This is a genomic window from Mesorhizobium sp. M0051 (genome assembly GCF_040323235.1).
In the GTDB taxonomy this organism is placed as follows: domain Bacteria; phylum Pseudomonadota; class Alphaproteobacteria; order Rhizobiales; family Rhizobiaceae; genus Mesorhizobium.
The window spans coordinates 18,191-29,647 of the sequence record NZ_JAMYUT010000027.1 but is presented as its reverse complement, the minus strand read 5'-3'; the positions used below and the strand labels follow the sequence as shown (position 1 = coordinate 29,647).

Sequence of the window (11,457 nt, the reverse complement as noted above, 5' to 3'; positions counted from 1 at the left end):
TCAAGATGCCGCGTTGCACAAGAAGCTGGCAAATGTGCATGACAGCCACGCGATGCAGTCATGGTTAGCGATTGGTGAGCGCCTGGTCGCCATGCCAGTCGGCATAGCCGCTCCGCCATGTCATGCTGGTCGTGTCCGACATATTGATGTACAGCCGTTGGTCAGGATCGGGGGATCACGAAAATGCCGACGCTTTACGCTCTCAAGCCGGCTTTCCAGGGAAGGCTGCGGCCGCTGGTCAACCGACTGGCGGCGATCGGGGTCACCGCAAACAGCATAACCATCCTGGCGGCCGTGATGTCGATCGCGGCCGGTATGGCCATCGCGATCTTGCATGAATGGCGCTGGCTGCTGTTGCTTGTTCCCGCAGTGATGTTCGTGCGGATGGCGCTGAATGCCGTGGATGGCATGCTGGCGCGGGAACACGGACAGGCCTCGACCCTCGGCATGTATCTGAACGAGTTTTGCGACGTCGTTTCGGACCTCGCGTTGACACTCCCTTTTGCCGTCTTTCCGGAATTTGGCGCATGGGGCGTCATCGCCTTCGCGATATCGGCCGTGCTGACCGAGTTCGCCGGTGTGCTCGGCATCGCCGCCAAGGTCGGGCGAAACTATGCCGGGCCGTTCGGCAAGAGCGACAGGGCATTGGCGCTGGGCGTGGTCGCGGTGCTGTGCGCGGCCGGGCTCTGGCCGGCATCCATCGCGCCATTTGTGTTTCCGGCGATGGCAACGCTTTCGCTGCTGACCGCCATAAACCGGATACGCGCCGGCCTTATTGGCAGCGCCAGCTGAGCATCGGGGCTCGCCATGCCGCCAAAGGGAAAGACCATGATGCACGAACCGATCGCCGCGGCCACGGAAAGCTTTGAGCGGCAAGCGCAGGAGCGGGTCTTCCGCAGCCATGACGGGACGGAGATCTTCTACCGGTTCTGGCCGGCGGCTTCCGCCGATGCCAAGGGAGCGGTGGTGCTCTTCCATCGCGGTCATGAGCATGGCGGCCGCATGGCCCATCTGGTCGACGAATTGCAGATGCCGGACCATGCTTTCTATGCCTGGGATGCCCGCGGCAATGGCCGCTCGTCCGGCGAGCGCGGCTATGCCCCATCCTTCTCGGCCCTGGTGCGCGACATCGACTGCTTCATGCGCGAGATTGCCGCCAGGGATGGCTTCGCCACGCAGGATATCGCGCTGATCGCGCAGTCCTTCGGCGCCGTGCTCGCGGCAGCCTGGGTGCACGACTATGCGCCGAAGCTGCGCGCCATGGTGCTGGCCTCACCGGCCTTTTCGGTAAAACTCTACGTGCCCTTCGCTAGGGAAGGCATCGCGTTGTGGCAGAAGATCAAGGGTCGCTTCTTCGTCAATTCCTATGTCAAGGCGAAATTCCTGACCCATGATCCCGTGCGCATCGCCTCCTTCGAGAGCGATCCGCTGATCACCCGGCCGATCGCCTCCAACATCCTGGTCGAGCTCTACCAGCACGCCGCCCGGATTGTCGCTGACGCCCGCGCCATCACCGTGCCGACGCAGCTGCTGCTCTCGGGCAGCGACTGGGTGGTGCGCCACGGCCCGCAGCACCAGTTCTTCGTCAATCTCGGCAGCCGTACCAAGGAACGCCATGTGTTGCCGGGTTTCTTCCACGATACGCTGGGCGAGCGCGACCGCGCGCAGGCCCTCGACCTGATCCGGCCGTTCCTGGCCAGGCAGTTCGCAGCACCGGATGCGCCGGCCGACCTGAAGCAGGCGGATATTGCCGGCTACACCCGCGACGAGGCCGACAGGCTTGCCTCGCCGCTCGATCTGTTGTCGCCCAAAGGCCTCTATTGGGCATTCAGCCGTGCCTCCATCCGCATGGGCGCCTGGGTCTCCCAGGGCATGAAGACCGGCATCGACACCGGCTTCGATTCCGGCTCGACGCTGGATTACGTCTACGAGAACGACGCGCGGGGTCTCACACCCCTTGGCCGCGTCGTCGACCGGGTCTTCCTGGAGGCCATCGGCTGGCGCGGCATCCGGCAGCGCAAATTGCATCTCGAAGAGCTGATCGGCGCTTGCCTGGCGACGCACAAGGCGACCGGGCGTCCAGCGCACATCCTCGACATCGCCGCCGGCCACGGCCGCTATGTTCTCGATGCCATCATGAAGAGCCCCGACCAGCCGACGAGCGTGCGCCTGCAGGACTATTCCGACCTCAACGTCCAGCTTGGCCGCAAGCTGATCGCCGAACGGCAATTGCCGGCTGATGTCTCGTTCCAGCGCGCCGACGCCTTTGATGCCGACATGCTCGCCAAAGCCGATCCGGCGCCCGACCTCGCCATCGTCTCCGGCCTCTACGAGCTGTTCTCCGACAATGCGATGATCGGCCGCTCGCTCGGTGGATTGGCCCGCGCCATGCAGCCGGGCAGCCTGTTGCTCTATACCAACCAGCCCTGGCACCCGCAGCTCGAGATGATCGCCCGCAGCCTGACCTCGCATCGCGGCGGCGAGGCCTGGGTTATGCGCCGGCGCACGCAAGGCGAGATGGACCAGCTTGTCGAAGCCGCCGGTTTCGACAAGCTCGACCAGCGCATCGACCAGTGGGGCATCTTCACCGTCTCGGTCGCACGGCGACGCTGAACAGGATGGTGTCATTGCTTGCATCCACAGCGCGCACCGAACCTTATGTACGGGTGGTCGTCAGGGCAGTCGTTTGGCTGGGCTTCCTGGCGCCGTTCTTCTACCTCAGCTACGGCTTCGCCAACTGGCTGGCGTCGCGGCGCGACGATGTCGGCAGCATCGTGTTCTCGTGGGAACACAGCATCCCGTTCCTCGCCTGGACCATCGTGCCCTACTGGTCGATCAACGTGTTCTACGGCCTGTCGCTGCTGCTCAACGACAACAGGCAAGGGGTCGACCGCCTGGCCGGACGTTATCTCATGGCGCAGATCGTCGCCGTTGCCTGCTTCATCCTGTTCCCGCTGACCGCGACGTTCGTGCGGCCCGCAACGACCGGGCTGCCGGGCTTCCTGTTTGCTGTGCTCGGCGGCTTCGACAAACCGTTCAACCAAGCGCCGTCGCTGCACATCGCCCTGCTGGTCATCATCTGGGATCATTGGCGCCACCGGCTCAGCGGCTTTCTCCTGCCGCTCTGGCATGGCTGGTGCTTTCTGATCGGTGCCTCGGTGCTGACGACCTGGCAGCATCATTTCATCGACATCCCGACCGGAGCACTGCTCGGTTTTTTTGCGCTGTGGCTGTTTCCGTGCAGCGGCGTATTGCCGTTTTCAGGCTTCCGGCTGACCAGCGATGCGAAGGCGCGGCGGCTGGCGCTGTACTATGCGCTGGGCGGCACCCTTGCGGTGGCCAGTGCCGCGCTCGGCGCCTTCTTTTGGGCCGTCGCGCTTCTCCTGCTTTGGCCGGCGCTGGCGCTGTCCATCGTCGCCTGTGCTTATGCCGGGTCCGGCTCAAAGGTGTTCCAGAAATCCGCCGATGGCGGCATCACGCTTGCAAGCCGTATCCTGCTCTTGCCCTACCGTCTCGGCGCCTGGGCAAACATCTGGGCCTGGACGCGCAATCTTCCTCCCCAGGTGGCGGTTGCCAACGGTGTCTTTCTCGGGCGCTTTCCCACCGCAAGCGAGGCCAACGGCTTCGGCACGGTCATCGACCTCGCCGCCGAACTTGAGAAGCCGGCGGGAGCCGATTGCCGCTGGATCAGCTTTCCGATGATCGACCTGTTGCCGCCCGAAATGGCGATACAGCAACAGGCAACCAGCGCGCTGGAGAGCGCGCGCCGCGACGGCACCGTGCTGGTGTGCTGTGCGCTCGGCTTCCAGCGGAGCGCCGGCGTCGTCGCCGAATGGCTGGTGGCGACCGGCAGAGCCGAAACACCGACGCTTGCCCGCGAGAAGCTGATCGCCGTCGGCCGGCCAGTTCATCTTGCCGAGACCACGGAGCGGACTGCGCCATGACCGGCAGTGCCTACCAGGACCGCGTCGACCGCTTCGCCCGCATGCTGATGCAGCAGGCCGCATGGCCGGCCGCACTCGTTGTGGCCGCAAATATCCTTGCGCCCCTTGCCGCTTCGGCGCGCGGCGCCTTCGAGACCTTGCCTGCAGCCCTCGCGCTGTCCACCACCGCCGCAACCGCTGTCGCCGTGCTGGCGCTGTCGGCACTGCTGGCGTTCGATGCGCTGCTGTTCCGGCTGATGGGCAGCCACAATGACGAAGCTTCCGGTGGCGCCGCGGTGGACGACATGCTGGCGCGCATGCGCCTGAAACCCGCCGCGTCCACGACACGGACGCTCGAAGACCGCATGGCCGGCACAGGCCGCTTGCTGTTCAAGCAGCGCACGGCCCTGGCGTTATTTGCCGTAGCGCTTCTGGCGGCGGGATTCTGGGCGCCACGATGAACAGGCTTTCGCTGAAAACCTTCACCTTGCTGCAGACGGTAACCTCCGTCGGCCTCTCGGCGCTGGCCTGGATGGTGACCGGCGTGCGTCCGATCTGGAGCGGCAGCCTGCCATCCGACCGGCAGCGCATCTATTTCGCCAACCACACCAGCCATGGCGACTTCATCCTGCTGTCGGCGTGCCTCAGTGAAAGGGAGCGCGCGATCACGCATGCGGTTGCCGCCGGCGAATATTGGGGAAAGTCGCGGCTGCGCCGCTTCATCGCGCAGGACATGCTGTCGTCCGTGCTCATCAACCGGCAATGGACGAAGCCTGAGGAAAATCCGATCGAGATCATGCTGTCGGTTCTCGACCAGGGCCACTCGCTGATCCTGTTTCCCGAGGGCACCCGCAACATGACCGAGGAGCCGCTGCTGGCGTTCCGCTCCGGGCTCTACAATCTGTCGATGGCGCGGCCGCAGGTCGAGCTGATCCCGTGCTGGATCGAGAACATGTCACGTGTGCTGCCCAAGGGACAGTTCCTGCCGGTGCCGCTGCTGTGCCGCGTCGTCTTCGGCGCACCGGTGGCGGTTGGCGCGGGCGAAGAACGCCGTGCCTTTCTCGAGCGTGCCCACGCCACGCTCCTGGCGCTCAACCCGCGTCCCGAGCGAGACGATTGATGCGCTACGATATCTCCATCCTGATTATCGGCCTGCTGGCCGTTTTGACCACCGCCAGCACCGTCGCCGCCATACTCTCGGCGCGGGCGCCGAAGCCGCTGAGTTCGACGCTGGTCAACCTCACCCAGCGCATCAACTCCTGGTGGGTGATGGTGGCGATGATGACGGTCGCCTTCTTCTTCGGCCGCTACGGCATGACCATCCTGTTCGCGCTGATTTCGTTCGCCGCGCTGCGCGAATTCGTGACGCTGACGCATACGCGCCGCAGCGACCATTGGGTGCTGCTTGGCATGTTCGGCATCATCATACCGTTTCAATACTGGCTGGTGTGGACCGCCTGGTACGGGCTCTTCGTCATCTTCATTCCGGTCTATTGCTTCCTGTTGATGCCGGCGATCACGGCGCTGCATGGCGACACCGAACGCTTCCTCGAGCGGATCGCCGCGCAGCAATGGGCGGTGATGATCGCGGTCTATTGCGTCAGCCATGTCCCTGCCCTGCTGACACTCGACGTGCCGGGCTTCGAAGGTCGCACCCTGTTGCTGATCGCCTTCCTGATCATCGTCGTGCAAGGCAGCGACGTGCTGCAGTACATCTTCGGCAAGCTCTTTGGAAAACACCGCTTTTCGCCGAACGTCTCGCCATCGAAAACCTGGGAAGGCCTGATCGGCGGACTGGTGTCGGCGAGCCTGCTCGGCGCGCTGCTGTCGTTCGTGACGCCGTTTTCGCCGTTGCAGGCGGCGGCCGTGGCCTTCGTCGCCTGCTCGATGGGATTTCTGGGCGGTCTGGTCGCCTCGGCCATCAAGCGCGACCAGGGCGTCAAGGACTGGGGCCATCTGATCGAGGGCCATGGCGGCATGATGGACCGCACCGACAGCCTGGTCTTCGCCGCCCCGGTCTTCTTTCACATCGTGCGCTATTTCTGGACGGTCTGAGTGAGCCGTCTGTAGCCGCCTCTCCAGAGTGAGCCTAAGCGTCTTCCGGCCGGTAGCTTACGACCGGCCGGAAAAACGCCTTGATGCACTTTGCGGACATGGTCTTCTCAAAATCTGTTTCGCCGTTTGCACCAGCCTCATCTTCGGAGGCCATCTGTTTCAGCCATTGCTCGTTCATTTCCGAAGCGCGATCAGAACACTCATCCATACCGCTGGATAGCGGTCCCACCACCTCACTGACCTTCGGGCCGACATAGGTGACAAGCCACAGCTTGTTGTCTGATTTAGCTTCAGGTTGAGGCAGATGCCAAACTTCGGGGAGTCCCCAAAACCAGCCAATTCCTACGAAGATCGACACCGGCACCATCGGGTACAGCACCCGAAAAGCAAGTGACAGCGGATGATATTTTGGCCGCATAGGATAAAACCTCCACTCATCTATTTCTACTTGTACCTTCTCTGCGATATGCGACTCTTGTTAAGATTCCACAAAACGACTTTGGTATTTTGACTCAATTTCTGGAATACTTTTCTAATTTATACATACTTATCTACATTAGGAGATGCTTAGGTGTCTGTCTCGAAGCTGCGAACCAGCGCCGCCATCCCGATGCAGTGGCAGCGCTTCGGCCCCTATATCGGCAACATTCCGGGCGAGACAGGCGACGTCGCCTATGGCGTCTGCGTCAACGGCGACGATTCCGGCAATTTCGACTACATCGCCGGCGTCGAGGTGTCGGACTTTTCCAACCTGCCGAAGGAATTCAGCCGGGTGCGGGTGCCGGCACAGAAATATGCGGTGTTCGCCCATCGCGAGCACATCTCGACCATCCGCCGTACGGTCAACACGATCTGGAACAAATGGCTGCCGGCGTCCGGCCATGAGATATCGGATGCGACGGAATTCGAACGCTACGGCCCCGAATTCGATCCGCTCAGCGGCGATGGCGGGCTGGAGATCTGGATGCCGGTGAAAGCGTAAGCGATCACGCCAGCGGCAGTGCCGGCCAGCGATCGATTATCCTGCCGCCGGAGAACACCGCGATCGACCCGAACTGCTGCAGCACGGCCTCGCTCTGCGTCGGGCGCAGGAAGGCGTGGTCGCCGGGCCTTGGGGTAGCGTCAGCCGGCAAGCCCATGAATTGCTGATTGGAGGACAGGCCGAGCAGGCCGTTCGTCTGCATGCCTTCGGGGAACGCCGGCTCGGCCATCCACTTGCCGCCATAGAGATAGCAGCCCTTGCGCGGAAACCGGCCGAGTGCCTGTAGCAGGCGGGTGACGGCCAGCGGGCCGGGCAGCATCGGCTCGACGACTTTCAGGATCGGCGTCGCGATGAAGGCACCCGGTTGGAAGCCCTCAAGGCCGGGCGTGGCGAAATCGCTGGGCAGCACGAAGGCCGAGCCCATCGACACTTCATTGGCGACGCTGCCATGATGGAGCAGTGCGGTCTTGCTGCCGCCGATATTCAAGATGCGGCGCTGGTCGGCGCCGAGACAAGCGACGAACGCCGTGGCCTGCGCCGACGCCTTTGCCAACGCTTTCACCGGCCCGCCGAACAGGCCGGGAATGTGCGGCGCGTGCGCCTCGTAGGCCATGACGCCTTCGCAACGCAGGCGTTTGTGGGATGGCAGTGCGCTCAGTGCCTGCGACAACGCCTCCGGGCTGGCAAAGCCGCCGCGATGCAATCCGACGTCGATCTCGAAGGCGATGCGCAGCTCGATCTCGAGTTCGTCGGCGAGTGCGCCATATTCCGCCAGTCGGTCCTGCGTATCGATCAGCCAGCAGACACGCGTCCAGTCGGCCTCGCCGTTCATCAGCGCCGCCCTTGCCGCGCCGACCGGCATCGGCTTACCGTACAGCAGATCGGCATCGGGAAACGCCTTCAGCACGGCCTCGCTGATCGGCGGATGGAAGGTCATGACGTGATTGGTGCCAAGCGCCTTGCCGATATGGGCGAGCAGGGGCAGGCAGGCGAGCGACTTGTCGACCAACCGCACGGCAAGGCCGGGATCAAGCCGCTCTTTCACCAGCGCGATGTTGCGGTCCAGCCGGTCGATATCCAGCACCAGACAGGGCTGCAAGATGCCGGCTTCCTTCAGTGCGTCCGACAGGGCGGAAAAATAGGCGCTCATCGTTCGCTGCCAGAAGGACTGGGCTCGATGCCGAACAGGCCGGCCATGTAGGGCGAGACCAAGCGGTTTTGCGGATCGATATCGCGGCGCACCGCCATGGCGTCGTCCCAGCGCGGATAGAGCTTTTTCAGCTCCGCCGCCTTCAGGCTGTGCATCTTGCCCCAATGCGGCCTGCCGCTGTATTTGCGGAAGATCGGCTCGGCCGCCCGCATGAACGGCAGCGGATCGTTTGCCGCGTCATGGTGGATGGCGATCGAGCAGGTCGGCCTCCTGTAGAATGGCGACAGCCAGAATTCGTCGGGGGCAACGGTGCGCACCTCCATCGGAAAATAAACCTCCGGAAAATGCTTCTCCGTCAGCTCGATGATTCCGGCCAACGCCTTCGGGCCCGCCTCGAAAGGCAAATGATATTCCATCTCGTTGAACTTGGTCTGGCGGTCGCTGGCATAGACGTTCAGCCAGTCCTGCACGTAGTCCTCGGCCGGGAATTTGGCGACCGCCGAGCGGATCAGGCGGCCGCGCAGCGACGGCAGCCAGGCGAGCGCGGTGCGCAGCCGACGCAGCGTCCTCAACCCAGCCTCATCCGCTTCGGGCGGTCGCGGGGTCGGAGCTGCGTCGCTGAGATCGCTGGCGATGAACTGCGCATAGCCGGAAAACGGAATGTAATAGAATTCGGCCGAGCGATGCGCGGCCATCATCGTCTCGAACTCGCGCAGCATATCGGCGATCGGCAGCACCCATTTGCGGCGGCGCAGCCGGTAGGTCGGGATGTTGTTGAGCGTCACTTCGGTCATCACGCCGAAGGCGCCGAGCGCGACGCCGATGGCGTGGATCATCTCCTGGTCCCCTGCCCGCCTGAAGTCACGCAACTTGCCAAGGCCGTCGACGATCTGCACCGTCTCCAGCTGCGTGTGATAGGCGCCGAGCGTCGGTCCCGAGCCGTGCGTGGCTGTGCCCAGCGCACCACCAATCGCCTGGCGGTCGATGTCGCCCATATTGGGCAGGCCCTGGCCAATGCCTTGCAGGATGTGCATCAGCGGGCCGAGCCGGGTCCCTGTCCGCACCCGCGCCTGATGTTTTTCGGCGTCGTGCGAGACCAGCCCTTCCAGTCTCTCCAGGGACAGGATGGTACCTTCGGATTTCACCAACGGCGTGAAGGAATGACCGGCGCCGACGACGCGCACCGGGCCGGGCGCGGTGCGCACGAGATCACCAAGTTCGCCGGCATCGGCGGGACTGGCGATAAGCTTCGGCTCGGCGCGCACGAAACCGGACCAGTTGCTCCAATTGCTCGACATGGCGCTCCCGCTCAGGCAACGGCGCGGCGACGCCGCGTCACCAGGATGAACAGACCGAGCAGAAGCACGCTCGCAACGGCGCTGGCGGCGGCGAATTCCGGCACCGGCCGGAAATCCTTGCCGTCGATCAGCAGCGACGCGGCGATCGGCCCGATCGCCAGGCCGAACAGCTGGGCTGCCGGCACCAAGAGCACGGCGGTGCGCGTCTCGTCGGCGGTGATCGCCAGCCGGATCTGGTAGGGCACGATGAACAAGAGGATGAAGCCCATGACCAGAGCGGCTATCCAGAATGTCGTGAGGCCGGGCCCGCTGGCGAGGATCAGCGAGCTGACAAGTGCGACGGCGCCGATCGTGGCGATGGCCAAGCGATAATCGATGCGCGCCTCGAAGATGGTTGCCGTCATCGCACCCAGGACCTGCACTGCCAGGCTCGCCGAGACGATCAGGCCGACGGTGCGGCCATCGATGCCGTATTGTGCGCCAAGCGGCTCCAGAAAGGCCCAGACCGCACCGAAGAACATGAAGTAGCAGAACACCGACAGCAGCGCGGTGAGCGAAGGTACCGTCAGCACACCGGCCAGATTCTCGTCCTTGGGCAGATCGGCATAGTCGCCGGGGACGGTGAAGGCGACCGCCAGCGACGCGATGCAGACGACGGCAAGCACGATGAAGCCGCCCGCCGATCCGGCTGCTGGAATGACATAGAGCGCCAGCAACAGGGCAGTCGCGCATTGCGCCAGCGTCTGCATGGTGACGAAATAGCCGCCGATGCGCTCGGCGCGCCGCGAGCGGGCGATCAACTCGGTGGCGACCGCCACCAGACCGCCCTCGGCAAGCCCGGCCAGCGCGCGGGCAGCGATCAGCGTGTTGGCGGTTGCGGCATAGGCCGTCCACACATTGGCCAGCGCCAGCAGCAGCAAAAGGACGGCACTTTTCCAGCGCATGTTATGCGCCGAAAGCAGCATCGCCAGGACAGCCGAACCGATGGCGATGGCGACCATCTCGGCGGTCGCAACCAGCGCCAGTTCATCGCCGCTGACATGCCCCTCGGTGTAGAGCGCGCCGAGCAGCACGGGCTGCAGCCCGAGGATGAGCAAGCCGACCGAGCCAACCCACAGTGCCGACGCAAGCTGTGCGCTGGTCGGATTGCCGACCAGCCAGTCGTCATCGCCTGCGTGGCCGGTATTTGTCGAAGCCAAAGGCGCCTCCCAAGTGCTTGCCGTGCGGTAAAAAAACTGACAACCTGTCAGCATTCTGGAAACTGATATTTGATCATATTTTTTGTCAACCGGAATCTGAAAAGCCCGCGCTAGAGATCGGTGCATGACGGAAGTGACGAAAACAGCCACCGAGCCCAGGCGCAGACCCAAGCAGGAACGCAGCCGCGAGCGCATCGACGCGATCCTGTCGACGACCATGCGGCTGATCGGCGAGAAGGGCATCGACGCCGTTACCATGAAGGAAGTCGGCCTGCTGGCGGGTGGGCCGATCGCCACCGTCTACCATTACTTCCCCAACAAATCGGCGATCCTGGCGATGCTCTATGAGCGGTTTTCAGAGGCCAGCCGTGCACGGCTGACCGCGATCATCGCCGATGTCCGCGAGGCGAAGGACGTGATCGTGGCCGCCGACCGGCTGCTTGACGACTATCTCAGCCGCGTCGCCGGCGATCCGGCCATCCAGGATCTGCAGAACGCCATCCAGGCCGACAAGGCGCTCAAGAATCTCGACATCGCCGAAACCCGGCATCAGGCCAGGATGTTCTGCGACCATGTCGCCGCCTTGATCGAGCCGGGCAAGCGCGAGCAGTTCGAACGCATCGTTCTCCTGATCTTCCAGCTAGCCGGTGGCGTGGTGCGCCTGGCACTTGCCGAGGGCGACGCGGAACGCCGGCGGACAATCGCGGATTATCGTTCGATCATCCACACCCAGCTGCGGCTGTTTCTGTAAGCTTCAATCCGTAGAAAATTTCACGCTCCAGGTCAGCGCTACGCGCCTTGACTCTGGCAGGCCGCCAGCCTATTTCAGCGCCACGTTAGCACTCGCCAT

11 protein-coding genes and 1 pseudogene are annotated in these 11,457 nt (G+C 63.7%); 8 read left to right on the top strand and 4 right to left on the bottom strand.

What is annotated here, in order from left to right; genetic code table 11:
• Window positions 1-183: 183 nt before the first annotated feature.
• From NKJ90_RS24470 to NKJ90_RS24445, 6 genes are read left to right on the top strand one after another with little or no spacing between them, the layout of a single operon-like run.
• A complete protein-coding gene (locus NKJ90_RS24470) occupies window positions 184-792 on the top strand; it encodes a CDP-alcohol phosphatidyltransferase family protein (RefSeq protein ID WP_023762285.1) in 609 nt (202 codons plus the stop codon).
• Between the two features lie 36 nt (window positions 793-828).
• Window positions 829-2,613: an alpha/beta fold hydrolase gene (locus tag NKJ90_RS24465; RefSeq protein ID WP_031261115.1), complete on the top strand. Its 1,785-nt coding sequence runs from the start codon at window positions 829-831 to the stop codon at window positions 2,611-2,613.
• 5 nt (window positions 2,614-2,618) lie between these two features.
• Complete coding sequence (locus NKJ90_RS24460) at window positions 2,619-3,944, top strand: phosphatase PAP2/dual specificity phosphatase family protein (RefSeq protein WP_023762283.1); 1,326 nt, start codon at window positions 2,619-2,621, stop codon at window positions 3,942-3,944.
• Window positions 3,941-4,384 carry a hypothetical protein gene (locus NKJ90_RS24455; RefSeq protein WP_023762282.1) on the top strand — a complete coding sequence of 148 codons (444 nt, stop codon included), beginning with the start codon at window positions 3,941-3,943 and terminating at the stop codon, window positions 4,382-4,384. Before NKJ90_RS24460 ends, NKJ90_RS24455 begins: the two co-directional genes overlap by 4 nt.
• Complete coding sequence (locus tag NKJ90_RS24450; protein ID WP_023762281.1) at window positions 4,381-5,043, top strand: lysophospholipid acyltransferase family protein; 663 nt, start codon at window positions 4,381-4,383, stop codon at window positions 5,041-5,043. The genes NKJ90_RS24455 and NKJ90_RS24450 overlap by 4 nt, the downstream gene beginning before the upstream one ends.
• Window positions 5,043-5,978, top strand: a complete 936-nt coding sequence (locus NKJ90_RS24445) for a phosphatidate cytidylyltransferase (protein WP_023762280.1) — start codon at window positions 5,043-5,045, stop codon at window positions 5,976-5,978. The genes NKJ90_RS24450 and NKJ90_RS24445 overlap by 1 nt, the downstream gene beginning before the upstream one ends.
• A 34-nt stretch (window positions 5,979-6,012) precedes the next feature.
• Here NKJ90_RS24445 and NKJ90_RS24440 read toward each other — a convergent pair whose 3' ends face one another.
• On the bottom strand, window positions 6,013-6,396 hold the full coding sequence (locus NKJ90_RS24440) for a hypothetical protein (RefSeq protein ID WP_023762279.1): 384 nt from the start codon (window positions 6,394-6,396) through the stop codon (window positions 6,013-6,015).
• 174 nt (window positions 6,397-6,570) lie between these two features.
• On the opposite strand from NKJ90_RS24440, the pseudogene NKJ90_RS24435 reads away from it, so the two are divergent.
• Window positions 6,571-6,960, top strand: a pseudogene (locus tag NKJ90_RS24435) (GyrI-like domain-containing protein); the annotation flags it as partial.
• Between the two features lie 4 nt (window positions 6,961-6,964).
• On the opposite strand, the gene NKJ90_RS24430 reads toward NKJ90_RS24435, so the two are convergent.
• Genes NKJ90_RS24430 through NKJ90_RS24420 form a run of 3 tightly spaced genes read right to left on the bottom strand, consistent with a single transcriptional unit; the run spans window position 6,965 to window position 10,607 of the window.
• Window positions 6,965-8,110 carry a DSD1 family PLP-dependent enzyme gene (locus tag NKJ90_RS24430; protein ID WP_352487063.1) on the bottom strand — a complete coding sequence of 382 codons (1,146 nt, stop codon included), beginning with the start codon at window positions 8,108-8,110 and terminating at the stop codon, window positions 6,965-6,967.
• Window positions 8,107-9,408, bottom strand: coding sequence for a D-arabinono-1,4-lactone oxidase (locus NKJ90_RS24425; RefSeq protein ID WP_023762276.1), 1,302 nt, complete (start codon window positions 9,406-9,408; stop codon window positions 8,107-8,109). Before NKJ90_RS24425 ends, NKJ90_RS24430 begins: the two co-directional genes overlap by 4 nt.
• Before the next feature lie 11 nt (window positions 9,409-9,419).
• Window positions 9,420-10,607: an MFS transporter gene (locus tag NKJ90_RS24420; RefSeq protein ID WP_023762275.1), complete on the bottom strand. Its 1,188-nt coding sequence runs from the start codon at window positions 10,605-10,607 to the stop codon at window positions 9,420-9,422.
• Between the two features lie 124 nt (window positions 10,608-10,731).
• Between NKJ90_RS24420 and NKJ90_RS24415 the strand changes: the two genes are divergently transcribed.
• Entirely contained in the window at window positions 10,732-11,358 is a 627-nt protein-coding gene (locus NKJ90_RS24415; protein ID WP_352487061.1) for a TetR/AcrR family transcriptional regulator, read from the top strand.
• Window positions 11,359-11,457: the final 99 nt, after the last annotated feature.

Bases quoted from the DNA above. Each gene is read 5' to 3' on its own strand.
- NKJ90_RS24470 (WP_023762285.1), top strand. From the start codon at position 184: ATGCCGACGCTTTACGCTCTCAAGCCGGCTTTCCAGGGAAGGCTGCGG.
- NKJ90_RS24465 (WP_031261115.1), top strand. From the start codon at position 829: ATGATGCACGAACCGATCGCCGCGGCCACGGAAAGCTTTGAGCGGCAA.
- NKJ90_RS24460 (WP_023762283.1), top strand. From the start codon at position 2,619: ATGGTGTCATTGCTTGCATCCACAGCGCGCACCGAACCTTATGTACGG.
- NKJ90_RS24455 (WP_023762282.1), top strand. From the start codon at position 3,941: ATGACCGGCAGTGCCTACCAGGACCGCGTCGACCGCTTCGCCCGCATG.
- NKJ90_RS24450 (WP_023762281.1), top strand. From the start codon at position 4,381: ATGAACAGGCTTTCGCTGAAAACCTTCACCTTGCTGCAGACGGTAACC.
- NKJ90_RS24445 (WP_023762280.1), top strand. From the start codon at position 5,043: ATGCGCTACGATATCTCCATCCTGATTATCGGCCTGCTGGCCGTTTTG.
- NKJ90_RS24440 (WP_023762279.1), bottom strand. From the start codon at position 6,396: ATGCGGCCAAAATATCATCCGCTGTCACTTGCTTTTCGGGTGCTGTAC.
- NKJ90_RS24430 (WP_352487063.1), bottom strand. From the start codon at position 8,110: ATGAGCGCCTATTTTTCCGCCCTGTCGGACGCACTGAAGGAAGCCGGC.
- NKJ90_RS24425 (WP_023762276.1), bottom strand. From the start codon at position 9,408: ATGTCGAGCAATTGGAGCAACTGGTCCGGTTTCGTGCGCGCCGAGCCG.
- NKJ90_RS24415 (WP_352487061.1), top strand. From the start codon at position 10,732: ATGACGGAAGTGACGAAAACAGCCACCGAGCCCAGGCGCAGACCCAAG.